General features: G+C 74.2%; 19 protein-coding genes and 1 pseudogene. 11 read left to right on the forward strand and 9 right to left on the reverse strand.

Annotated elements, in window-relative coordinates:
* Positions 1 to 26 precede the first annotated feature (26 nt).
* From ACI782_RS10740 to ACI782_RS10755, 4 genes are all read right to left on the reverse strand, one after another.
* A complete protein-coding gene (locus ACI782_RS10740; protein ID WP_456908932.1) occupies positions 27 to 1292 on the reverse strand; it encodes a hypothetical protein in 1266 nt (421 codons plus the stop codon).
* A 198-nt stretch (positions 1293 to 1490) separates the two neighbouring features.
* Positions 1491 to 2366 (reverse strand): succinate--CoA ligase subunit alpha, encoded by an 876-nt coding sequence (gene sucD, locus ACI782_RS10745; protein ID WP_456908934.1) that lies wholly within the window; start codon positions 2364 to 2366, stop codon positions 1491 to 1493.
* A gap of 38 nt (positions 2367 to 2404) precedes the next feature.
* The gene (gene sucC / locus ACI782_RS10750) at positions 2405 to 3565 is read right to left on the reverse strand and encodes an ADP-forming succinate--CoA ligase subunit beta (RefSeq protein ID WP_456908936.1); all 1161 of its coding nucleotides are present in this window, start codon (positions 3563 to 3565) and stop codon (positions 2405 to 2407) included.
* A gap of 123 nt (positions 3566 to 3688) precedes the next feature.
* Complete coding sequence (locus ACI782_RS10755) at positions 3689 to 4771, reverse strand: hypothetical protein (RefSeq protein WP_456908938.1); 1083 nt, start codon at positions 4769 to 4771, stop codon at positions 3689 to 3691.
* A 188-nt stretch (positions 4772 to 4959) separates the two neighbouring features.
* On the opposite strand from ACI782_RS10755, the gene ACI782_RS10760 reads away from it, so the two are divergent.
* Entirely contained in the window at positions 4960 to 5856 is an 897-nt protein-coding gene (locus ACI782_RS10760) for an esterase/lipase family protein (RefSeq protein ID WP_456908940.1), read from the forward strand.
* 323 nt (positions 5857 to 6179) lie between these two features.
* On the forward strand, positions 6180 to 6914 hold the full coding sequence (locus ACI782_RS10765) for a M23 family metallopeptidase (protein ID WP_456908942.1): 735 nt from the start codon (positions 6180 to 6182) through the stop codon (positions 6912 to 6914).
* 295 nt (positions 6915 to 7209) lie between these two features.
* Here ACI782_RS10765 and pcrA read toward each other — a convergent pair whose 3' ends face one another.
* A complete protein-coding gene (pcrA, locus tag ACI782_RS10770; RefSeq protein ID WP_456908944.1) occupies positions 7210 to 9507 on the reverse strand; it encodes a DNA helicase PcrA in 2298 nt (765 codons plus the stop codon).
* Between the two features lie 287 nt (positions 9508 to 9794).
* Between pcrA and ACI782_RS10775 the strand changes: the two genes are divergently transcribed.
* Complete coding sequence (locus ACI782_RS10775) at positions 9795 to 10067, forward strand: chorismate mutase (RefSeq protein ID WP_456908946.1); 273 nt, start codon at positions 9795 to 9797, stop codon at positions 10065 to 10067.
* Positions 10068 to 10076: 9 nt separating this feature from the next.
* Here ACI782_RS10775 and ACI782_RS10780 read toward each other — a convergent pair whose 3' ends face one another.
* Positions 10077 to 10484 carry a YybH family protein gene (locus ACI782_RS10780; protein WP_456908948.1) on the reverse strand — a complete coding sequence of 136 codons (408 nt, stop codon included), beginning with the start codon at positions 10482 to 10484 and terminating at the stop codon, positions 10077 to 10079.
* 167 nt (positions 10485 to 10651) lie between these two features.
* Between ACI782_RS10780 and ACI782_RS10785 the strand changes: the two genes are divergently transcribed.
* Together ACI782_RS10785 and sigJ are read left to right on the forward strand one after the other, a co-directional pair.
* Positions 10652 to 11206 (forward strand): carboxymuconolactone decarboxylase family protein, encoded by a 555-nt coding sequence (locus ACI782_RS10785; RefSeq protein ID WP_456908950.1) that lies wholly within the window; start codon positions 10652 to 10654, stop codon positions 11204 to 11206.
* Positions 11203 to 12174 carry an RNA polymerase sigma factor SigJ gene (gene sigJ, locus ACI782_RS10790; protein ID WP_456908952.1) on the forward strand — a complete coding sequence of 324 codons (972 nt, stop codon included), beginning with the start codon at positions 11203 to 11205 and terminating at the stop codon, positions 12172 to 12174. Before ACI782_RS10785 ends, sigJ begins: the two co-directional genes overlap by 4 nt.
* On the opposite strand, the gene ACI782_RS10795 is transcribed toward sigJ, so the two are convergent.
* The gene (locus ACI782_RS10795; RefSeq protein WP_456908954.1) at positions 12099 to 14399 is read right to left on the reverse strand and encodes a putative bifunctional diguanylate cyclase/phosphodiesterase; all 2301 of its coding nucleotides are present in this window, start codon (positions 14397 to 14399) and stop codon (positions 12099 to 12101) included. The two genes, sigJ and ACI782_RS10795, sit on opposite strands and share 76 nt — an antisense overlap.
* Positions 14400 to 14467: 68 nt before the next feature.
* Here ACI782_RS10795 and ACI782_RS10800 point away from each other — a divergent pair.
* Positions 14468 to 15276 (forward strand): annotated as a pseudogene (locus tag ACI782_RS10800) (PIG-L deacetylase family protein).
* A gap of 69 nt (positions 15277 to 15345) precedes the next feature.
* Here ACI782_RS10800 and ACI782_RS10805 read toward each other — a convergent pair.
* Positions 15346 to 15534 carry a hypothetical protein gene (locus tag ACI782_RS10805; RefSeq protein WP_456908956.1) on the reverse strand — a complete coding sequence of 63 codons (189 nt, stop codon included), beginning with the start codon at positions 15532 to 15534 and terminating at the stop codon, positions 15346 to 15348.
* A gap of 241 nt (positions 15535 to 15775) precedes the next feature.
* On the opposite strand from ACI782_RS10805, the gene ACI782_RS10810 reads away from it, so the two are divergent.
* The 5 genes from ACI782_RS10810 (at position 15776) to ACI782_RS10830 (ending at position 21961) form a co-directional block, all read left to right on the forward strand.
* On the forward strand, positions 15776 to 17272 hold the full coding sequence (locus tag ACI782_RS10810; RefSeq protein WP_456908958.1) for an SDR family NAD(P)-dependent oxidoreductase: 1497 nt from the start codon (positions 15776 to 15778) through the stop codon (positions 17270 to 17272).
* On the forward strand, positions 17265 to 18137 hold the full coding sequence (locus ACI782_RS10815) for a glycosyltransferase family 2 protein (RefSeq protein ID WP_456908960.1): 873 nt from the start codon (positions 17265 to 17267) through the stop codon (positions 18135 to 18137). Before ACI782_RS10810 ends, ACI782_RS10815 begins: the two co-directional genes overlap by 8 nt.
* A 37-nt stretch (positions 18138 to 18174) precedes the next feature.
* Positions 18175 to 19410 carry a CDP-glycerol glycerophosphotransferase family protein gene (locus tag ACI782_RS10820; RefSeq protein WP_456908962.1) on the forward strand — a complete coding sequence of 412 codons (1236 nt, stop codon included), beginning with the start codon at positions 18175 to 18177 and terminating at the stop codon, positions 19408 to 19410.
* Complete coding sequence (locus tag ACI782_RS10825; protein WP_456908964.1) at positions 19407 to 20210, forward strand: CDP-alcohol phosphatidyltransferase family protein; 804 nt, start codon at positions 19407 to 19409, stop codon at positions 20208 to 20210. Before ACI782_RS10820 ends, ACI782_RS10825 begins: the two co-directional genes overlap by 4 nt.
* A gap of 107 nt (positions 20211 to 20317) precedes the next feature.
* The gene (locus ACI782_RS10830) at positions 20318 to 21961 is read left to right on the forward strand and encodes a fibronectin type III domain-containing protein (protein ID WP_456908966.1); all 1644 of its coding nucleotides are present in this window, start codon (positions 20318 to 20320) and stop codon (positions 21959 to 21961) included.
* A gap of 58 nt (positions 21962 to 22019) precedes the next feature.
* Here ACI782_RS10830 and ACI782_RS10835 read toward each other — a convergent pair whose 3' ends face one another.
* Positions 22020 to 23636 carry a polysaccharide pyruvyl transferase family protein gene (locus tag ACI782_RS10835; RefSeq protein WP_456908968.1) on the reverse strand — a complete coding sequence of 539 codons (1617 nt, stop codon included), beginning with the start codon at positions 23634 to 23636 and terminating at the stop codon, positions 22020 to 22022.
* Between the last annotated feature and the right edge of the window lie 189 nt (positions 23637 to 23825).

The following is a 23825-nucleotide window of genomic DNA, read 5'->3' on the forward strand; positions in this document are numbered from 1 at the left end:
CCGTCGTCAGGGTCGGTGGGGAGAGGTCAGGCGTTGCCCGAGGGCTGCCCCGACCCGGAGCCGGAGGCGGTGGACCCGCCGGACTCGTCGCGGCCCGGGTCCCCCGCCCCGGGGTTCGTGCCCGGAGCCGTCCCGGATCCCGGCGCGGACGGCGGCGGGGGCGAGAAGCGCGCCTCCTGGGTCAGCCCCGAGGACTGCTGGCCGGACGGCGGCGAGGCCGGCCCCTGCGAACCGGGCTGCCCGTAGGACTGTCCGGGAGCCTGCTGGCCGTAGGGCTGCTGACCGGGGCCTGGCTGACCGTAGGGCGGCTGCTGCTGACCGTAGGGCCCCTGCTGGCTGAAGGGCTGCTGTTGGCCGTGGGCCTGGTGCTGACCGCCGGGGGGACCGAACGGCGACGTGGGCTGGTCGGCCCACGGGGCGGCGTTGGTCTGCCCACCCGCGAGCGCCGGCCGGTTCTTCAGCTCCGGCAGCAGGGCGAGGACGGCGAAGGCCAGGATCGCCAGGGCCACGAGGAACCCGAGCAGCGCCCAGATGGAGAACGAGAAGCCCTGGCTGAACGAGTCGAGCCACCCGAGGAGGGCGAACAGCACGCCCACGGCCGCCAGTCCGACGGTGACGAACGACCGCGGGAAGCCCAGCCGCAGCTGGACGAACGCCGGCAGGAGGGCCCACACCGCGGCCAGCAGGAAGAAGAAGAACGCCGTCTTCACCTGGCCGGACGCCCAGCCGCTGAAGCTGAAGTCGGTCCCGAAGAAGGCGCCGTCGAACTGGTACCAGGGGAAGAAGGACAGGATCAGGAAGAGCAGCGCGCCACCCGCGACGACGTAGTCGGCCCTCTTCAGCCGCTTGAGGTCGAAGCCGGCACCCGCGCCGGCCGGGCGGCCGTACGAACCCTGGCCGTACGGCTGGGCGTACCCAGGCTGCTGGCCGTAGCCCGCCTGGCCGGGACCCGGCTGACCGGGCGGCTGCTGTCCGTACCCCAGATGTCCCCCGTACGGCGGCTGCTGTCCGTACCCCGGCTGTCCCCCGTACGGCGGCTGCTGTCCGTACCCCGGCTGTCCCCCGTACGGCGGCTGCTGGCCGTACCCGGGTTGCTGCTGGCCGCCGTACCCGGGTTGCTGCTGGCCGCCGTACCCGGGTTGCTGCTGGCCGCCGTACCCCGGCTGCTGCCCGTACGGGGGCTGGCCGTACGGGGGCTGGCCGGGCTGCTGCCCGTACGGCTGAGGCTGCCCCGGCTGCTGGCCGTACGACGGCTGCCCGTGTCCGCCGGGGGGCGGCGGCTGACTGGTCATCGGGGGGCACTCCTCGGTGGTTGCGTGATCACTGACCGCATCCTGGACAGCGGCCGAGACGGGCGGCAACGCGGCGCGCCTGCGCTTCCCCGCCCGTGACGGTATCGAGTCCCCCCGCAGACGCCGCTGCCCGGCGACCTCGCGGAGGTCGCCGGGCAGCGGCGGCACCGGCCGGGACCGGCGTGGCGAGTCGTTCCGTCAGCCGACGATCTCGCGCATGAGGCGCGCGGTCTCCGACGGGGTCTTCCCCACGCGGACGCCGGCCGCCTCGAGGGCCTCCTTCTTCGCCTGCGCGGTGCCGGCCGAGCCGGACACGATCGCACCGGCGTGGCCCATCGTCTTGCCCTCTGGCGCGGTGAAGCCGGCGACGTAGCCGACGACCGGCTTGGTGACGTTGGCCTTGATGAAGTCGGCGGCCCGCTCCTCGGCGTCCCCACCGATCTCACCGATCATCACGATGGCCTCGGTCTCCGGGTCGTCCTGGAAGGCCTGGAGGCAGTCGATGTGCGTGGTGCCGATGACCGGGTCGCCGCCGATGCCGACGCAGGTGGAGAACCCGATGTCGCGGAGCTCGTACATCATCTGGTAGGTCAGCGTGCCGGACTTGCTGACCAGCCCGATCTTGCCCTGCTTGGTGATGTTGGCGGGGATGATGCCCGCGTTCGACCGCCCGGGGCTGATGAGGCCGGGGCAGTTCGGCCCGATGATCCGGGTGGCGCCGCCCTGGGCGTGGGCCCAGAAGGAGGTCGAGTCGTGCACCGGGATGCCCTCGGTGATGACGACGGCGAGCCCGATCGAGGCGTCGACGGCCTCGATGACGGCGGCCTTCGCGCCGGCCGGCGGCACGAAGATGACGCTGACGTCGGCGCCGGTCTCCTTCATCGCCTCGGCGACCGAGCCGTACACCGGCACGCTGGCGCCCTCGAAGTCGACGCTCTGGCCGGCCTTCTTGGGGTTCACCCCGCCGACGATCGACGTGCCCGAGGCCAGCATGCGCTGGGTGTGCTTGCGCCCCTCGGAGCCGGTCATGCCCTGGACGATGACCTTGCTGTTCTCGTTGAGGAAGATCGACATCTGTTGGGAGTCCTGTCTCAGGAGTGGAGGGGCGGTCTTCAGGCGGCGAGCTCGGCGGCCCGGCGCGCGGCGCCGTCCATCGTGTCGACCAGGGTGACCAGCGGGTGGTCGGCCTCGGCGAGGATCCGCCGGCCCTCCTCGACGTTGTTGCCGTCCAGCCGGACGACCAGCGGCTTGGTCGCCTCGTCACCGAGGAGCTGCAGGGCCGTCACGATGCCGCTGGCCACCGCGTCACAGGCGGTGATGCCCCCAAAGACGTTGACGAACACGCTCTTCACGGCGGGGTCGGACAGGATGATGTGCAGGCCGTTGGCCATGACCTCGGCCGAGGCGCCGCCGCCGATGTCGAGGAAGTTGGCCGGCTTGACCCCGCCGAACTCCTCACCGGCGTAGGCGACGACGTCCAGGGTGCTCATCACGAGCCCGGCGCCGTTGCCGATGATGCCGACCTCGCCGTCGAGTTTGACGTAGTTGAGGTCCTTCTCCTTCGCGGCGGCCTCGAGCGGGTCGGCCGAGGCGGTGTCCTCCAGCTCCTCGTGCTGCGGGTGCCGGAAGCGCGCGTTGTCGTCGAGGGTGACCTTCGCGTCCAGCGCGAGGACCGTGCCGTCGGGCGCCTTGGCCAGTGGGTTGACCTCGACCAGCGTGGCGTCCTCCTTGCTGAAGGTGTCCCACAGCTGGACGGCGATGGCGATGACCTGGTCGCGGACCTCGGCCGGGAAGCCGGCGGCGTCGACGATCTCGGCGGCCTTGGCGGTGTCCACGCCGACCGTGGCGTCCACTGGGATGCGGGCCAGCGCCTCGGGGCGCTCGACGGCGAGCTGCTCGATCTCCATGCCGCCCTCGACGCTGGCCATGGCCAGGAAGCTGCGGTTGGCGCGGTCGAGCAGGTAGGAGAAGTAGTACTCCTCGGCGATGTCGCTGGCCTGGGCGACCATCACGCGGTGGGTGATGTGGCCCTTGATGTCCAGGCCGAGGATGTCCTGGGCACGAGCCCGGGTGTCCTCGGGGTCGTCGGCCAGCTTGACGCCGCCGGCCTTGCCGCGGCCGCCGGTCTTCACCTGGGCCTTGACGACGACGGTGGTCCCGATCTCGCGGGCGATCGCCTCGGCCTGCTCGGGGGTCTCGGCCACGCCGCCGGGGAGGACGGGTACGCCGTGCGACGCCAGGAGGTCACGGGCCTGGTACTCGAAGAGATCCACGAAGGAGCACGGTAACGCCCGGCCGACCCCGTCGTCCCACCGGCACCGGGAGCCGTGGTCGGCATCACAGCGGGCGCCAGCAGGATCCTGCAGAGCGGAAGTCGCGTCCCCGCCAGGGCCGCCTCAGGCCATCGAGGGCGGGCGGCGCAGCCGCCAGGCGAGCACGGTCAGGGCCGCGTAGCCGACCCCGGCCACGAGCAGCCCGGCGCCCGGCAGCGTCCACTCCAGCTCGTCGGAGACGGCGGCGTCCCGCAGCCCGGACAGCGCCGCGGAGAGGACGACGGCGGCGATCGCCAGCAGGCCGCCGACCGCGCCGAGCCGGGGCCGCAGAGAGGGCGCCAGCACGGAGCACAGGACGAGCGCCCCCGCCAGGAGCAGGCCGCCCAGCAACGCCAGCCCGGGCCGCTCGAGCAGACCCTGGGGGCCGTCCTGCTCCACGACCGTCTGCATGCCGGTCGCCGGGTCGGTGACCAGCCGGTCGGGGACGTCGGCCGCGGGCAGCACCAGGCACAGCACCGTGCCCACGCCGAGGAGTGTGGCGATCCCGGCCAGGGTCGGGCGGACGGGGTCGAGCGAGCCGCCGTCCTCCATGACGGTGCGGCCCCAGGCGACGGCGGAGACCAGCCCCGCCAGCACGGTGAGCCCGAGCGAGACCGCGCCCAGCACCCACCCGGCGCCGATCTCCACCGAGCTGGTCAGGACCTCGCGGCCGGCCAGCACCTCCACGGCCGGACGGACGGTCGAGGTGCGGGACCGGTAGACCTCGATGAGCAGCAGGCCGAGGTCCAGGGCGCCGGCCATCCCGGCGTAGGCCAGGCCCAGGCGCGGGACCCGCCCCGCGGCGAGGACCCCGCCGACGACCGCGCTGACGACCGGGGTGAGCAGCACGACCAGCGCCCCGCCGAACCCACCGGCCTGGGCCAGCTGCTGCCCGCCGACGACCAGGTAGGTCGGGACGGCGCCGGCCATCCCGGCGAGACCGGCGAGGACGAGCAGCACCCCGCACACCCGGGCGACCACCGGCACGTCGCCGACGACCAGGCCGTCGGCCGGGCCCACCCGTGCCGGGGTGGCGGGGCGGCGGGGTCCGGCGCGGCGGGCGGCGGCCGTCCGGTCCCGGGTGGGCACCGGGCGGGCGCCGTCCCGGTCGGGACCGGCGGCCCGGGCACGGTCGCGGTCTCGGGTGGAGCCATCGCGGGCGGCCACGGTTCCCCCTTCGTCGGGTAGGTCACGAACCGGCGTCGATCCGGCCTCGGCGCGGCGTCGTCGTGTGACGGCTGTCACACGGCAGCTTTACCGTCGGGTTAACCGGGCATGACTGAGGGCGGTTGTCACCACCGGCCGACGTCCAACCCGGGCTCCACCGGTGGTCACGAACGGGGAGGGACAGACAGATGCGCCCACTCGGCGACCCGGAGTCCGGACCAGCCTCGCACACGATCGCCACCGAGCCGCGGACGCCACGGAGCGGGCTGCGCTCCCTGGTGACCCGCACCGCGCTGACCGGCGGCATCACCGAACTGGCCCTCGTCGGAGCGCACGTGCTCATGTACCCGCTGGGCGCGCGCACCGACCCGCTGCGCCTCGACCCGCGGTGCCGTCCGGGCGACCAGCCGCCCGACGTACGGGCCCTGTTCGCCGCCGATCCGCTCGCCGCGCGCGTTCCCGTCGTCCTCGTGCACGGCCTGGTCGACAACCACTCGATCTTCGCGGTGATGCGCCGCAGTCTCCGGCGGCGCGGGTTCGCCCACGTCTGCTCCTGGAACTACAGCCCCCTGCTGTCCGACGTCGCCCGCGGCGCCCGGGACCTCGGCGCGCACCTCGAGCGGATCTGCGAGCAGACCGGGCACGAGCGGGTGCACGTGGTCGGGCACAGCCTGGGTGGTCTGATCGCGCGCTACCACGTCCAGCGCCAGGGCGGGGACCGCCGGGTGGAGCACCTGGTGACCCTCGGGACGCCGCACCAGGGGTCGGTCCTGGCCCACCTGCTGCCCACGCCCCTGGTCCGCCAGTTGCGCCCCGGGTCGCGGGTGCTCCGCGAGCTGGCCGAGCCCGCGCCCGGCGTCCGGACGCCGGTGACCGCCGTCTACAGCGACCTGGACCAGGTCGTCATCCCCACGTCCGCCGGCCGCTGCGACCACCCGGACCTCCGGGCGCGCAACGTGCTCGTCCGCGGGGTCGGCCACACCTCCCTGCCGTTCCACCGCGGCGTGCTCGACGAGGTCGCCGCCACCCTGGCCGGGGTGCGCACCCCGCGGCCGCTGCGACCGGCATCGACCGCCGTCGCCTGAGCCGCTCCCCCGCCGCGGCCGGCGTCTGCGCGACGGCCCACGCGGATCACAGGTTGCAGACATAGCGACACGGAGTGTCGTTGACCGTCGGTGACCTGACAGATCGTTACGGTCCGATCACGGCGCCGGCACCCGCCGGCGGACGTCCGCACCGGACGTCTCATCCGCCGTCGCTCCCCCGACGGTGTGCCCCCGCGGGCACCGGTCGGGAGGGTCGCTGACGAAGAAGGTGCTCCGTGACCCCGCAGACCGGGCCCGCACTGCTGGAGCGACCCAGGACCGACCGTGAGCGGGGTCCGGTCGTCCCGGCCCCGCGTTCCTCCGTGGAGCCCGTCCCCGCCGTCCCGGCGTCCGATCCGGCTGCGGCCACCGACGACGTCGCCGGGACGCCCGGCCGCCGCCGCGCGGTCCCCCGCCCGCCGGGCAGGCGCGGCCCGCTGTGGCTCGCCGCGCTGGTCGCCGGCGCCGTGGTCGCCGCCCTGCCCAGCGCGCTGGGGTCCGACGCCACCGAGATCAGCGTGAGCGCCGCCGAGTACGGCCTCGGCACCGCCTCCGACGTCGGCCTGATCAGCGACATGGAGGACGCCGGCGTGCGCCGCGGCATCTCCGAGGCCGAGGCCCAGGCCCGCCTCGGGGAGCTCGCCGCGTCCCGGGCCGCCCGCGAGCCGAAGACCGTCCTGCCGACCCAGGGCCGGATGAGCACCTGCTTCTGCACGCGGTGGGGCGCGATGCACTGGGGCATCGACCTGGCCGCTCCGCTGGGCACGCCGATCGTGGCCGCCGTGGACGGCGTCGTCATCCGCGCCGGCGCCGCCTCCGGCTACGGCAACGCGCTCTACATCCAGGACGCCGACGGCGACGTCCACGTCTACGGCCACATGCGCTACTACTCGGTGCGCGCCGGTGACATCGTGCACGCAGGCGACGAGATCGCGAAGGTCGGCAACGAGGGCCAGTCGACCGGGCCGCACCTGCACTACGAGATCCACCGCGGCGGCATGACGGGCCGGCCCATCGATCCGCAGGCCTACCTCGCCGAGCGCGGCGTCACTCTCTGACCGGAACGGGCTCCGCCCTCACGACGCACTCGGTGGGCACATGAGCTCACCCGGAGCCCACCCGGCCTCCTGCGACGTCTCGCTCGCCTTTGCGGTGGTGCAACACCGCAAGACCGTGCCGAGCACCGCGGCAGCAGCGCCCCGCCTCACCGGCGTCGACTGCTCGGCCCGCCAGTCCCGATCCTGCCGCACTGCCGGGGTTCCTCGTCCCTTGCGTGTGCTGCAGGATCCGCAGTGCGCGAGGAACGCCCGCAGGGCAGGGTGGGCCGCGTGGTCGTCCGGCAGCCCGACCGCGTCAGAGCTTGACGAGGGGGGCGTAGCGCAGGACGAGGCGCTTCGTGCCGCCCGAGCCGAAGTCGACCGTCGCCTGGGCCTTGTCGCCCGCGCCGGTGACCTCGACGACGGTGCCCAGGCCGAACGCGTCGTGACTGACGCGGTCGCCGACCTCGACGGAGATGACCGCCCGGTTGCCCGCCCCGCCACGGAGCCCACCGGTCGAGAGCCCGGTGGCCGCGACCCGCTGCTGCGCGGAGCGGTACCCGGTGCTCGGCGCCGGGACCGGCTCCTTCCCCGCCCAGTGCACGGTGTCGCCGGGCAGCTCGTCGAGGAAGCGGGACGGCGGGTTGTAGGCCGGCTGCCCCCAGCTGGTGCGGACCGTGGCCCGGGAGAGGAACAGCCGCTGCTGGGCCCGGGTGATCCCCACGTAGGCCAGTCGCCGCTCCTCCTCCAGCTCCTTCGGGTCGCCGAGCGCGCGCAGGTGCGGGAAGACGCCGTCCTCCATGCCGGTGAGGAAGACGACCGGGAACTCCAGGCCCTTGGCGGTGTGCAGCGTCATCAGCGTCACGACGCCGGCGTCGTCCCCGGCGACGGGGATCTGGTCGGCGTCCGCGACCAGCGACACCCGCTCCAGGAAGTCGGTGACCGAGCCCCCGGGGTTGGCCGCCTCGAACTCCGCGGCCACCGAGATGAGCTCGTTGAGGTTGTCGACCCGACCCTCGTCCTGCGGATCGGTGCTGGCCTGCAGCTCGGTGAGGTAGCCGGTGCGGTCGAGGATGCTCTCCAGCAGCGCGGCCGGCCCCGAGCCGGTCTCGACCAGCCGCTCGAACTCCTCGAGCAGGGCGACGAAGTCCTGGATCGCCTTGAGCGATCGGGTGGCGAGGTCGCCGATCTCCGAGCACCGCCGCAGGGCCGTGGCGAAGGCGACGCGCTCCCGGTCGGCGAAGTTCTCGATGCAGGTCTCCGCGCGCTCGCCGATGCCGCGCTTGGGGGTGTTGAGGACCCGGCGCAGGCTGACGACGTCGGCCGGGTTGGCGACCACCTTGAGGTAGGCCAGCGCGTCGCGGACCTCCTTGCGCTCGTAGAAGCGCACCCCGCCGACGACCTTGTAGGGCATGCCGACGCGGATGAACACCTCCTCGAAGACGCGGGAGGCGTTGTTGGTCCGGTAGAAGACCGCGATGTCCTTGGGCGTGGCCTGCCCCTCGTCGACGAGCGCGTCGATCTGCTCGGCGACCCAGGCGGCCTCGTCGTGCTCGTTCTCCGCGACGTAACCCTCGATCAGCTCGCCGTCCCCGGCGTCGGTCCAGAGGTTCTTCGGACGGCGGCCGGTGTTCTTGGCGATGACCTGGTTGGCCGCCTTGAGGATGCGCTGGGTGGAGCGGTAGTTCTGCTCCAGCAGGATCGTCGTCGCGTCCGGGTAGTCGCGCTCGAACTCGTCGATGTTGCGGATCGTCGCGCCGCGGAACGCATAGATCGACTGGTCGGCGTCGCCGACCACGCACAGCTCGGCCGGCGGCACCGGCCCCTCGCCGGTGCCCACCAGCTCGCGGACCAGCACGTACTGCGCGTGGTTGGTGTCCTGGTACTCGTCGACCAGGACGTGGCGGAACCGGCGGCGGTAGTGCTCGGCGACGTCCGGGAAGGCCTGCAGCAGGTTGACCGTCGTCATGATCAGGTCGTCGAAGTCCATGGCGTGCGCCTCGCGCAGCCGCCGCTGGTAGAGGGTGTACGCCTCCTTGAGCACCTTCTCCGGTGCCGTGACGGGAGCGAACGACTCCTCGTCGACCAGTTCGTTCTTCAGGTTCGACACCTGGGCGGCGAGACTGCGGCCGGGGTAGCGCTTGGCGTCGAGGTCCAGGTCGCGGGCGACCATCGTCATCAGCCGGACCGAGTCGCCCTGGTCGTAGATCGTGAACGACGACTTCATGCCGAGCTTGGCCGCCTCGGCGCGCAGGATCCGCACGCACATCGAGTGGAACGTCGACACCCACATGGCGCGGGCGCGGGGACCGACGAGGGCGGCGACGCGCTCCTTCATCTCCCCGGCGGCCTTGTTGGTGAAGGTGATGGCCAGGACCTCGCCGGGCTGCACACCGCGGGCACCGAGCAGGTAGGCGACCCGGTGGGTCAGCACCCGGGTCTTGCCCGAGCCGGCGCCGGCGACGATGAGCAGCGGGCTGCCCTCGTGGACGACGGCCTGCCGCTGGGGCCCGTTGAGACCGGCCAGCATGCGGTCCAGCTCCCGCCCCACGGAGCCGGAGGCGGAGCGCTGGAGGGCGGCGGTACCGGGGAGGGCCTGCTGGACGCTGCTCATGACGACATCACTGTAAGCCGGTCGGGTGACGCTCCCCCGGGCCGCAGGACGCACCGCCCCACCCGCCCCGACACCCCGCCCGGGGACGCCGTGGCCATCCCGCCCCGGGGTGTGGTAGACTCTCCGCCGTGCTCGCCGCGCTCAGCTTTCACTACGGCCACCGGGATCCGGTGTCCGTCACCGCTGGCTGAGCACACGCCGCAACAGACGCCCCGGGCCCGAGGAGCCCGGGGCGTTTCTCGTTCCCGGGGTCCGACGGCCTCCCACCCGCCCCGGAGGGACCCCCGATGACCGCCACGATCCCCGCCGCCGCTGACGCCGACGACCGCATCGCCGAGCTGCGCGAGCAGATCGACGACTGCGACGCCGAGATCATCCGGCTCGTGCAGCGCCGGCTCGCCGTCTCGCAGCAGATCGGCGAGCTGCGCCGCGCCGCCGGCGGCACCCGGCTGTCCCTCGCCCGTGAGCAGCAGGTGCTCGCCCGCTTCCAGGACGCGCTCGGCCGCGACGGCGCCAGCCTGGGCATGATGCTGCTGCGCCAGGGCCGCGGCCGCCTGTAGCGGACCCCGTCAGCCGCGGCGCTGGTCGGCGGGCGGGAAGTCCGCGTGGCGGTGCACCAGCCACCACTCGCCGTCCACCCGCTTGTAGGCGTGGGTGACCCGGAGGGTCATGGGTCGGGGTTCACCGCCGTCGACGCGGACGGTCCCGCGCTGCGTCCCGACCGTGTAGGCGAGGTCGCCGGCGACCTCGACGACGTCGTGGGTGGGCACGAGCGCCCCGTCGTTGAACCGGCTCCCCACCCACTGGAACGTCGTCGTGACCGCGTCGTACCCCTTCTCGATCGGCCCCCAGGCACCGAAGAGGGTGACGTCGTCCGAGCGGGCCCACAGGGCCGTGTAGGGCGCCGGGTCGCCCGCGCCCATCGCCGCCAGGACCTCGGCCGTCCGCCTCAGGGTCTTCGGGAAGTCCGGGTCCACGTCCGCTCCTCCCCCGGTGGTCCCGCCGCGCGGACCACCGGAACCGGCCCCCGCGGGCCGACCAGGCTCCTCCGGACGGCGTCGTCACGGAACCCCCGCGCAGGCGTGTCACGTCCGGGCCGGCTGTCCCGTCTCCATGAGCACACCCGACGGAGAGGACGACGACCATGGCACGCATCCCGCTCGACCCCCCTCGCACGCCGATCACCCGGCTCGCCGAGTGGTACGCGCGCCGGACCTACGGCGTGCTGCCCGACCCGCTGGCCGCCATGGCGCACCACCCGGGGGTCCTGGTCACCGACGCGGGGTTCGAGACGGCGCTCGCCCGCTGGGGCCGGCTCGACCGGACGCTCAAGGCGCTCGCCGTCATGGCGTCGGCCGTCGCGATCGGCTGCTCCTGGTGCGTGGACTTCGGCTACTGGACCAGCAGCCAGGAGGGCGTCGACCCCGACAAGCTGCGCGCCGTCCCCACGTGGCGGGACAGCGACGTCTTCACCGACCTCGAGCGCCAGGTCATGGCCTACGCCGAGGCCGTGACCGCCACCCCACCGGCCGTGACCGACGAGATGGTCGCCGGGTTGCGACGCGAGCTCGACGACGCGCAGCTGGTCGAGCTCACGATGATGGTCGCCGTGGAGAACGTCCGGTCGCGGTTCAACAGCGCGCTCGGCCTCACGAGCCAGGGCTTCCGGGACCGCTGCGAGCTCCCGGCCGGGGCATGACCGCCCCGCTGGCCGCCTTCGACCGACACCGGCGGCTGCTGTTCAGCGTCGCCTACCAGATGCTGGGCAGCGTGGCCGACGCGGAGGACGTCGTCCAGGACGCGTGGCTGCGCTGGTCGGCGGCCGACCGGTCCGACGTCGCCGACCCGCGGGCCTACCTGGTGCGGACCGCCTCCCGGCTGGCGCTGGACCGGCTCGACGCCGCCCGCACCCGGCGGGAGAGCTACGTCGGGCCCTGGCTGCCCGAGCCGCTGCTCACCGGTGCCACGCCGGTCGCCGGCGCCGCGCCGCCACCGGACCCGGACGACGCCGCCGAGCTCGGTGAGCAGGTGTCGCTCGCGCTGCTGGTCGTCCTGGAGACGCTCACCCCCGCGGAGCGGGCCGTCTTCGTGCTGCGGGAGGTGTTCGGTCTGCCCGCCGCGGAGGTGGCCGCCACCCTGGGCCGCAGCGAGGCCGCCGTCCGGCAGATGGCGCACCGGGCACGGGAGCACGTGCAGGCCCGGCAGCCGCGCTTCGACGCCGACCGGGCGGCGCACCGCGCGGTGACCGAGCGCTTCCTCGCCGCCTGCGCCGGTGGGGACGTCGAGGCGCTCCTGGCCGCGCTCGCGCCGGACGCGGTGCTGGTGAGCGACGGCGGCGGCCGGGCCCGGGCGGCGCTGCGGCCGATCACCGGCGCGGACAAGGTGGCCCGCTTCCTGGTGGCCACGACCGCGCAGGGCCTGGTCCTCCCGGACCTGCGCGTCGACGTGGCGGACGTCAACGGTGCACCGGGCGTGGTCGTCTGGACGGAGGGCGCGCCGTTCCTGACGCTGTCCCTGGTCGTCGTGGACGGCCTGGTCCAGCAGGTGCTGATCGTGCGCAACCCCGACAAGCTGCGCGGGCTCCTCCCCGGTCAGCCGGTCAGGACCGCCGACCCGTCCAGCAGCCCGGGCACGGCGGAGGCCGAGACCGGCCGGCCGAGCAGGTAGCCCTGCGCCCGGGGGCAGCCGAGGCCGCGCAGGGTGGCGAGCTGCCCGGGGCGCTCGACCCCCTCGGCGACCACCGGGAGGCCGATGTCGCGGGCCAGCCGGAGGACGGCACCGAGCAGCGTCGCCTCCCGCGGGTCGCTGTCGGTGCGCCCGAGGAACGACCGGTCGACCTTCATCGAGTCCAGCGGCAGCGTCCGCAGCCGGGCGAGGGAGGACTGGCCCACGCCGAAGTCGTCGAGGCAGATGCCGACCCCGCGGGCCCGGAGCCGGGCGAGCTCCCGCTCGGCCGTCTCCGGGTCGTCGAGCAGGCACCGCTCGGTCAGCTCGAGGACCAGCTGCCCCGGGGCCAGCCCGTGCCGGGTGACCAGGTCGCCGACGGCCGCGACGAAGGCCGGCGCGGCCAGGGACGACGGCGCGACGTTGGCGTGGACGGCCACGGGGGTGCCACGGTCCGCGGACCACTCGGCCACCCGTGCGCAGGCCTCACCGAGCAGGTGCACGGTGAGCTCGTCGATGAGCCCGACCCGCTCGACCAGTGGCACGAACACGTCGGGGCCGACCTCGATGCCGTCGGGTCGCCAGCGCGCCAGCGCCTCGAGCGCCACGACCCGGTGGGTGCCCAACTCGACGATCGGCTGGTACTCGAGCCCGATCTCGCGCGCGGCGATGGCCGCGAACAGCCGGTCGCGCAGCTCGCCCTCCTCGACCTCCAGGAGGTTCAGGCCGTGCGTGTAGCTCACCACCTGGTCCTTGCCTGCGCGCTTGGCGGCGTACATGGCCAGGTCGGAGCGGACGAGCAGCTCGTCGACGTCCACGGTGGCATCGGCCGCCCCGAGGGTGCTGACACCGACGCTGGCCCGGACCAGCAGGGAGCGTCCGCCGACGGAGAAGGGCGCCCGGAGCGTCTCGAGCAGGCGCGCCGTGGTGGCCGGCGTGTCGGCGCCGTCCTCGAGGAGGACGGCGAACTCGTCGCCGCCGAGCCGGGCCACCGTGTCGCCGGCGCGCACCGCCTCCCGCAGCCGTTCGGCCACCTGGACCAGCAGCTCGTCGCCGGTGGCGTGCCCCAGCGTGTCGTTGACGACCTTGAAGTCGTCGAGGTCGAGGAACACCACGGAGACCGGGCGCAGGTCGCGGGTGTGCAGCTGCAGCGCGTGGTGCAGCCGATCGCGGAACAGCGCCCGGTTCGCCAGCCCGGTGAGACCGTCGTGGAAGGCCTGGTGGCGCAGCATCGCCTCCCGCGCGGCCAGCTCGTCGGCCAGCCGGACGTTCTCCCGCAGTGCCACGCACTGGCGCGTGAGCAGCAGGGCGATGACGACGGTCGCCAGGAGCATCTCCGCCCGGCCGAGCGGTCGCCCGACCAGGGTCACCGTCAGGCTGCTGGTCAGGGCCACGGCCACGGGCACGTACGGGAGGAAGGTGGTGCGCACGCCCCGGCCGGGCGCCCGGACCGCTCCGCCGGGCGTCCCGGGCCCGCGCAGGACACCCGCCACGCAGAGGGCGAGGAAGGCCAGGACCCAGCCGCCGTCGACGAGGCCGCCGTCGTAGGTGCCGGTCGCCTGGAGGAAGACGAACGCGCTGTCCGAGACGCTCAGCCCCACCAGCCCGGCGCCCACGAGCACCAGGTCGGCGCCGCGGCGCCGGCTGCTGGCCAGGGTGAGCACGGTCATGACGACGAGCAGGACGTCGAGGACCGGGTACGCGACGAGGAGCAGGGTCTCCAACGGGTCGTTGGTCGCGCGCTCGGCGACCACGGCCTCGAGGGCGGTCTGCCAGCTGACCAGCCCCACGGCGGCCGACGTCATCATCGCGTCGGAGGCCCGCTGCCGGCGGCCACGCACGCCGTCGTCGGCGGGGTGCAGCAGCAGGCCGACCGCGGCGAACAGCGGGAAGGCGAGGAAGCCGGCGTCGGCCATCGACGGGAAGGGGACCGACCAGCCGGAGAGGCTCGCCGTGGTCCAGTACGCCTGGCCGGCGGCCCAGCCGGCACAGGCCAGCGAGAAGGCCGCCCAGGTCGCGCGCAGCCGGCCGGCGGACCGGACGGCCCGCCACGCCGTCGTCCCGGTGGCCGCCGCGGCCGCGGTGAGCTGGGCGAGGTCGGAGACCGCCCGGGAGACCACGCCCTCGGGGAGCCACACGCTCGCCGCGGCCCAGGCGAGGACCACCGCGGCCGCACCGACCACGACGGTGCGCGCGACTGCCGTCGGCTGAGCGGGATCGCGGCCCATGTCGCCCCTCGTCTCCGGGCGCTGCTCGCCCTCTCCTCCTGAGATCGGCGTCCGAGGCCTCCGGCCGCATGACCCGGGAGAGGGAGATCCGGTCCGACCCGGTCCGCTGCGCCGGCGCCATCGGGCGACCCGGGCTCGGCCGGGTGACCTCGCCGCTGCTCCGCCGTCCCGCGGAGTCCGTCGACCGCGCGCTGTGCGTGCTCGCCCACCCCGACGACGTCGACTTCGGCAGCGCCGGGACCGTGGCGACCTGGACCGCGGCCGACACCGAGGTCACCTACCTCATCGTCACCGACGGCGACGCGGGCGGCTTCGACGAGACCCCCGCGAGCACATGGGGCCGCTGCGGCGGGCCGAGCAGGAGGCGGCGGCGAAGGCCGTCGGCGTCACCGACGTCCGCTTCCTCGGCTACCCCGACGGCCGGCTGGAGCTGACCCCGGGCCTGCGCCGCGACATCAGCCGGGTGATCCGGCAGGTCCAGCCGCATCGGGTGCTGACCAGCTCACCGGAGCGGTTCCACGAGCGGATCGGCGCCAGCCGCCCCGACCACATGACCGTCGGCGAGTCGGCCCTGCGGGCGGTCCACCCCGACGCCCGCAACCCGTTCGCCTTCCCCGAGCTGCTCGCCGAGGAGGAGCTCGAGGCGTGCACGGTGGGCGAGGTCTGGCTGACCGCCAGTCCGCGCGCCGACCACGCCGTCGACGTGACCGACGTCGTCGAGCTGAAGTTCGAGTCACTGAGGAGCCACGTCACCCAGGTGAGCCACCGCGACGACCTCGAGGCGTTCGTCGGCGGCTGGATGCGGCAGACCGCGTCCCGCTTCGGCCTGCCCGCCGGGCGGCTGGCCGAGGCCTTCCACGTGGTGTTCACCGCCTGAGCGGGCCACCCGTCCGGCTCGCGGCGCCCGGCCGGTCCAGGAGCGGACGGCGAGCGGCGCCCGGCCGGTTCAGGAGCGGACGGCGAGCGGCGTCCCGCGACGCGCCACGAGGTGGGCGACGAAGTCACGCACCGAGAGGCGGTAGCGGTCGCACCCGCAGCGCCCGCAGTCGGTACCAGGGCGGTTGTGCTCGTGCACGGCGCGGGGGTGCGCGCAGGTGGCGCAGCGCGGCGTGTCGTCGGCGGGATCGTGGAACACGCCTCGCACTCTGCCCAGGGCGGGCGCACTCCCACTCATCCGTTGGGAGGGAGTTCACCCGGCCAGATGGTGACCGGCAGCGTGTCCCTGACGGTGCGGAGTGGGTCCAGTACCGATGTGCACGGAGCGGCGGCCTGTGAAGGACCCGTCCCGCCCGTCACCGGCGCGCCGTTCGCCCCAGACGTCCCAGGGGGCGCGTTCGTGTCGGGAGCCCGCGTCGCAGCGCCCTTACAGTCGAGCGGTGACCAGATTGCGGAACGTAGCGGTCGTCCTCGCCGGCGGCACGGGTACCCGGGTCGGGCTGTCGATCCCCAAGCAGCTGATCAAGGTGGCCGGGAAGCCGATCATCGAGCACACCATCGGCGTGCTGCACGCCTCGCCGCTGATCGACGAGATCATCGTGCTGATGGCGCCGGGCCACCTGGACGCCGTGCGGGCCATCCTCCGCCCCGGTGCCTACCCGAAGGTCACCCAGGTCCTCGAGGGCGCCGACACGCGCAACGCCACGACGCAGCGGGCGCTGGACGCGCTCGGCTCGGAGGAGTGCAACGTCCTCTTCCACGACGCCGTCCGGCCGCTGCTGAGCCAGCGGGTCATCGCCGACTGCATCGACGCCCTGGAGCGCTACGAGGCCGTGGACACGGCCATCCCGTCGGCCGACACGATCATCCAGGTCGACGAGGCCACCGGGCAGACCATCGACGAGGTCCTGCGCCGCCCGCTCCTGCGCCGCGGCCAGACCCCGCAGTGCTTCCGGCTCTCGGTCATCCGCCGCGCCTACGCGCGTGCCGCAGAGGACCCCGACTTCGAGGCCACGGACGACTGCACCGTGGTGCTCCGGTACACCCCCGACGTGCCGATCGCGGTCGTGCGCGGCGAGGACCGGAACATGAAGGTCACCGAGCCGATCGACGTCTACATCGCCGACAAGCTCTTCCAGCTCGACAGCCACGAGGCGCCCCGCCCGCGCTTCGACGCCGAGTACCGGGAGGCGCTGGAGGGCAAGACGATCGTCGTCTTCGGCGGCAGCTACGGCATCGGCGCCGACATCGTCCGGCTGGCCGAGGCCCACGGCGCCACTGCCATCGTGTTCAGTCGGTCGGCGACCAAGACCCACGTGGAGCGGCGCGCCGACATCGTCGCCGCCTGCGAGCAGGTGCTGGCGACCACCGGCCGGGTCGACTACGTGGTGAACACGGCCGGGGTCCTGCCCCGCGGCGAGCTCGCGGAGACCTCCGAGGAGACCGTGTACATGGCGACCGAGATCAACTACCTCGCGCCGATCCACATCGCCCAGGTCTTCCAGCCGCACCTGAAGGAGACCGGCGGCTCACTGCTGCTGTTCACCTCCAGCTCGTACACCCGGGGCCGCAGCGGCTACAGCCTGTACTCCTCGGCGAAGGCCGCGGTCGTCAACCTCACCCAGGCCCTGGCCGACGAGTGGGCGGGCGACGGGGTACGGGTCAACTGCATCAACCCCGAGCGCACCGCCACGCCGATGCGCACCAAGGCGTTCGGCGCGGAGCCCGCGGACAGCCTGCTCTCGTCCGAGGCGGTGGCCGAGACCTCGCTCGACGTGCTCATCTCCTCCTTCACCGGGCACATCGTCGACGTCCGCCGCGAGGACGCGCTCGCGTCCCACCTCAACGCCTCGGTCGCCGCGGAGGAGCTGCACGAGGAGGAGCCGGGCGACGTGCTGCCCGATGGCGTGGAGTCCGTCGCCGTCCACGGTGGCTGACCGCCCCGTCGTCGGCGTCGTCGTCCTCACCCAGGGCCGTCGCCCGGCCGACCTCGACCGGGCGCTGCGGTCGGTGCTGGCCCAGGAGGGGGTCGACACCGACGTCGTCGTCGTCGGCAACGGGTGGGTGCCGGAGGCGCTGCCGGACGGCGTCCGTGGCGTGGCACTGCCCGAGAACGTCGGCATCCCGGCCGGCCGCAACGCGGGCGTGCCGCACGTCCGCGGTGAGCTGCTGTTCTTCCTGGACGACGACGCGGCGCTCCCTGACCCGGGCTTCCTGGCCGAGGCGGTGCGGCGCTTCGCGGCCGATCCGCGACTGGGCCTGCTGCAGCCGCGGGTGGACGGCCCGGGTGGTGTCCCGGGCCCCCGGCGCTGGACGCCGCGCCTGCGGGTGGGCGACCGGCGGCGGTCCAGCGCGGCCTTCTCGGTCTGGGAGGGCGCGGTCGTCGTCCGCCGCGCGCTGTTCGAGCGGGCCGGCGGGTGGCCCGCGCCGTTCTTCTACGCGCACGAGGGCATCGAGTTGGCCTGGCGGGTGTGGGACGCCGGCGGCCGGGTCCGCTACGCCGGCGACCTCGCCGCCGAACACCCCCTGACCGCGCCCACGCGGCACCGCGACTTCCACCGGCTCAACGCCCGCAACCGGGTGTGGCTGGCCCGGCGCAACCTCCCCTGGCTGCTCGGCGTGCCGTACGTGCTCAGCTGGACCGCCCTGCAGGTGGCCCGCTCGATGCGCCGACCCGCGACGCTGGTGCCCTGGTTCCGGGGCTGGTGGGAGGGCTGGCGGACCGATCCCGGGACCAGGTCGCCCATCGCGTGGGCCACGGTCGCCCGGATGGCCGGTCACGGCCGGCCGCCCGTCGTCTGACGGGTAGCGTGCAGGCGGCCGATCCGAGGAGCCGTACGTGCCTTCCCCCTTCCCCCCGTTGTCCGCCCGGCTGCGCTCGACCGGCGGCCGCCTCGTGCGACGACTCGGGCTGGTGCCCGGCGGCGAGCCCGACGGCATCGGCGAGGACGACCGGCTGGCCGGCCGGGTGCTGGAGCAGCGCGTGGTGGCCTTCTTCCCGGAGCCGCCGCGCAACGCCTACCAGCTCGAGCAGTGGCTGGGCCCGCTGCGCGCACTGGACGAGCGGCACGGCGTCGCGCTCGTCACCCAGGACAGCCGCACCACGGGCCGGCTGCAGGCGGCCACCGACCTGACCGTGCTGTGCGTGGCCCGTACCGCGACCCTCGACGGGCTCGTCGCCCGCAGCCGGGTCGCCCTCGCGCTCTACGTGAGCCACCACCCGCGCAACTTCCAGATGCTGCGCTTCCCGAGCGTGGCCCACGTCTACCTGGGGCACGGGGAGAGCGACAAGGCCGTGTCGGCGTCCAACCAGCTCAAGGCCTACGACCGGACCTTCGTCGCCGGGCCGGCGGCGGAGGAACGGGTGCTGCGCGAGCTCATGTGGTTCGACCGCGACCGGATGGTGCGCATCGGGCGGCCCCAGGCGGCCGTGCCCGGCGCGCGACCTCGTGGGGCCGCGCGGCCGACGGTGCTGTACGCACCGACCTGGGAGGGGGCGCAGGCCTCCATGGCGTACAGCTCGGTGACCACGCACGGCGCCGCCCTCGTCCGGTCGCTGGTCGGCGCCGGGGTCCGCGTGGTCTACCGGCCACACCCCCGGACCGGCGCCAACCGGGTCGACGTGGCAGCCGCCGACGCCGCCCTCCGCGAGCTCCTCGGCGGGGACGACGCCCGCGCCACCGGCTCCGTCATCGAGACGGCCGTCCCGTTGGAGCGGGCGTTCGCCGACGCCGACCTGCTGGTCACCGACGTCTCGTCCGTCGCCGTGGAGTGGCTGCCCACCGGACGGCCCCTGGTGGTCACCGTCCCCGCCGACCCCGGCGCCGTGGTGGGCGAGTCCCCGCTGCTGGCCGCCGTGCCGCGGCTGGCGGCTGCCGACGCCGCGCGGGCGGCGGAGCTCGTCCGGCGCTGCCTGGACGACGACCCGGAACGGGAGCGGCGGTCGGCCCTGGTGGAGCACTACCTGGGTGGCGCCGACCCCGCCGCGGCGCTGGCCCGGTTCCTCGAGGCCTGCGACGACGTCGTCCGGGAGCGCGACGCCCTGCAGGCCGCCCCGGCGCGGGCGGGCCGGTGAGGGCCGATCGTCCGGCCTGGCCGAGCATCGCCCGGCTGCGCGAGGTCACCCAGCCGCCGGCGATCCGCGGGCGCCGCAGCGCCGAGCACTGGACCGGGGACCTGTACATGCGGCGGATCTCGCCGTACCTGACCCGCCTGCTGGTACGCGCGGGCCTGTCGGCCAACGCGGTCACCGCGCTGATGATCGTGACGGGCTCCGCGTCCGGGTTCGCGCTGCTGATCCCGGGGCTGTGGGGGGCGGTGCTGGCCGTCCTGCTCACCCAATTGCAGATGCTGTGGGACGCCTCCGACGGCGAGGTGGCCCGGTGGCGCGGGACGTCGAGCCCCCTCGGGGTCTTCCTCGACCGGGTGGGGCACTACCTCACCGAGGCGCTGATCCCGATCGGGCTGGGGGTGCGCGCGGCCGGCGGGCTCGACGACCTGGCCTCCGGCTACGGGTGGACGACGCTGGGGGCGCTCCTGGCCGTGGTCATCCTGCTCAACAAGGCGCTCAACGACATGGTGCACGTCGCCCGGGCCGCCGCCGGGATGGCCCGCGTCTCCGACGACGAGGCCACCACCGCACCGCGGGCGCGCGGGCTGGCCAGGCTGCGCCGGCTGGCCCGGTTCGTGCCGTTCCACCGGCTCTACCACTCCATCGAGCTGAGCCTGCTCATCCTGGCCGCGGCGGTCGTCGACCTCGTCGCCGGCGATCTGGTCGGCACCCGCGTGCTGCTCGTGGCGCTCATCCCGGCGTCCCTGCTCGCCGTGGCCGGTCACTTCGTGGCGATCGTGACCTCGTCGCGGCTGCGCTCCTGACCGGGACGGGTCCTCGCCCGTTCGGGTGGTCCGCGATGCCCAGGCCTCTGGTGTGCGGCGCCTCCGGCCGATGTCCTGGGGAACCCGCACCCCTGGAGTGGTAGGCCATGACGAACACACGACGGCGTTCCCCGCTCGTCGGCGCGGTCCTCGCCCTGACCGTGCTGATCGGCCTCACGTCGGTGGTGACCGCGGCGCCCGCCTCCGCCGCGCTCACCGCCCCCGCGGCCCGGATCGCCTTCGGCGACCGGTCCCTGACCCTGGCCTGGGACCAGGTGCGGGGGGCGACGTCCTACCAGGTCCAGTACAGCCTCAGCAGCAGCTTCTCGAAGCCGGTGACCGTCGATGCGGGAGCACGGTCGTGGCTCCAGGTCCGGGGGCTCCAGAACGACACCCGCTACTACGCCCGCGTCGTCGCGGTGGCCGGCAGCGGGCGGGCGGCGAGCCGGACCCTGTCGGCCAGCCCGGACAACGGGTACCCCCGCCAGTTGACCGTCAGCGTCGTGCCCGCCGGCCGCGACGCCGTGCGGGTGAGCTGGACGGGCCAGGGCCGGGCCACCAAGGTCGTCGTGCTCGCCGGGTCCAACTCGACCGTCGACCGGCACTCGTTCAACTCGGGCTGGCTCCCGGCCACCACGACGTCCGTCGTCCTCACCGTCCCGGCCGCCTACCGCTCCGTCCTGGGCACCGGGTCGGGCAACCCCGTCTTCGTCAAGGTGGGGACCTACAACGACCTGAGCGCCGGGTCGGCCGTCCCGCTGGTCCGCAACGAGGCGGCCGCCTACCGGCTCTCCCTGGCCGGGCCGCACACGCAGGTGGGCACCGTCGCCCCGGCCGGCACCCGACTGCGGGTCGCCGAGTACAACGTCAACAGCGTCGGAGCCAGCGCCGGCTTCCGCGGGTACACCTGGCGGGACCGGCGGACGAAGGTCGCTGCGGCGATCGAGGCGTCCGGCGCGGCCCTGCTCGGGACCGCGGAGCTCGCCACCAGTGACGCCGGTCTCGGCAACGGCAAGAAGCAGTGGGAGGACCTCCGCGACCTGCTGGCCCAGTCGCGGTACGGGGGCTACGCGATCGCCAACACCGTGACCGCGGCGACGCGCAACGGCGACACCAACGCCACCGTGGGGGCGCACCTGTTCTACGACCCCGACCTGCTCACCCGCGAGGCCGGGGCGTTCGTCTCCCCGAAGGGTCTGATGGGCAGCGCGTGGCCGGCCGGGCTCACCGACCGCTACTTCTCCTGGGCCCGCTTCCGCGTCAACGCCACCGGTGCGCGGTTCTACGCGGTCGCGGTGCACCTGCCGTCGCGCAGCGAGCCGCTGAGCTACCCGAAGCTGCGCACCAAGGAGGTCGCCGCGATCGACACCCACATGTCGAGGATCGCGGGCAGCACGCCGATGGTGCTGCTGGGCGACCTCAACTCGGCGTTCGCCGACGACCCCGGTGGCCCGGCGAGCTTCCTGCTCAACCGGGGCTACTACGACGCGGCCGCGACGACGAGCCGGACGAACGCCCGGTACAACACGGTGAACACCAGCAAGCAGGTCGACAACCTCGCGGTCCCCGGCTACCCGACCCGGCCCTACGCCTACCAGTACCCGGCCCCGCGCATCGACTACGTCATGACCAAGAACGCGCCCGGCTCCTGGCGGTACACGAACCAGGTCCTGCTGACCGACGGACGCTTCACTCCCGCGTACCAGGGATCCGACCACAACCTCCAGTGGGCGGAGATCGGGATCCGCTGACCGGTGCTGGGCAGGGCACCCCTCGCCGAGGGGTGCCCCGCCCAGCGGCCTCGTCAGCTCAGACGGAGGCGCTGCTGCCGGACCGGGCCCGGCGGACCAGCCCGCCGACCACGTCGGCCGCGCGGACGGCCTTGCGGCTGCGGACCCGCTGCAGGTCGGCCTGGAGCCGGGAGTTGCGGGCGCGCAGCTTCGTGGCCTCGCCCTCGACGGCGCGCAGCGCCGCCAGCTCACCGCGCACGGTCTCGAGCTCGGCGACGGCCTGGTCGCGCTGGGTCTCGGCACGGCGCGCCACCCACTGCGCCCGCTCGACGTCCCACTTCCGCCGGACGTCCTGCGCCTGCAGCCGGTCCTCGGTCGCCCGGATCGCGGCGGCCTCGTCCCGCCACGGACCCCGGCCCCGGAACTCGGGGACCTCGGCGAGCTGGGTCGGGCCGGCCGGCGCGGGCGTGCCGGAGAGGCCGGCCACGAGGGCGTCCCACCAGGCGCGCCCCTCGGGCACCCGGACCTCGCGGACGGCACGCAGGTGGGCGCGCAGCTCGGCGTCGCGTTCGACGATCTCGTCGACGACCGCCGGCAGCCGTCCGTTCTGCCAGGACCCCTGCGGCAGCGCGAAGTCGGTCAGGCCGACGTTGCCGAGGGCCCCGCGCATGCGCACCGACGAGTAGTAGCTGAGCACCAGGCAGACGGAGGGGACGCCGACCGCGGGGCCGAACACCGTCGGGTGGTACCGGGTGGACAGGTTGAGGAGCGCCCCCTCGGTGAGCGCGATGACCTGCCGCGCGGGCAGCAGGGGCATGGCGCGGACGCGGCCCGAGCGCGACTGCGCGACGATCTGGTCGTTGGTGAGCTGGTCGTGCGACTTCTCACCGGCGACGAAGGTCCCCAGGTGCGGCACGAGGAGCACGTCGGCGTCCAGCCTCTCCGCGATCACGTCCAGGTCGGCGGCGAGCGCGGCGGTGTACCGCGCCGCGGACAGGCCCGAGGTGCCGGCGTGCGTGGTGAAGCTGCCCACCACGTAGCGCGCGGGCAGGTCCAGCGCGGCGACGGCGTCGCGGTCGGCCGGTCGCGGCTCGAGCCACGCGGCGTCGTCCATGGTCAGCGCGGCGACGCCGGGGGCGACCCCTGCCTCCTGGACCAGCTGGTGGGAGTCGCGCTCGCGCGTGCCGACCCGGACGGCGGACTGCAGGAGGCGCTCGAGCCGCGGTCGGTCGGCCGACTTGAACAGCGGACCGAAGGTCTGGCTGGTCAGCGCGAACGGCTTGCCGTAGTGCTCGGCCATGCGTCCGATCGCGACGCGCTCGAACAGCTGCGCCGGGAACGACGAGGCGATGTTGCCCCCGCCGGCGATGAGCACCGCGTCGGCGCCCTCGACGGCGGCCATGACGGCGCGGGCCGGGTCGTCCGCCGAGAGCGCGGAGCGGTCCCCGTTCATCGCCTTCTCGATGTCGCGCAGCCGCTCCTCGCGCCAGGCCAGGCCGTTCTTCCCCCGGAAGTTCACCCGGGGCACGGCCGAGGTGCCGAAGGTGCGCTCCGCGGTCGGCACGTCGGCGGACACCAGGCAGATGTCGTCGATCCCGCGCTCGCGCAGGGCATCGACGGCGTACTCCGTCATGGCCTCGTCGCCCAGGTGGTACATGTTGGGCCAGCCGACATCGCCGACGACGATGATTCTCATGATCCTCCGTAGGGCGTGACGGCGGTGCCGTCGCACGACAGCGCTCGAAGTTGACAGCGCTCTGCTTCCGCCAGCTCACAGTACGTGGCGATCCTCGCCCTCCCCGAACGCGCGAGGAGTGAGGGACGAATGGGGAGGAATGATGCGACGGACCCGTCCCGACCGCTCCCCCGTCCCGCCAGCACCGCC

The organism is Geodermatophilus sp. SYSU D00703 (genome assembly GCF_054050155.1).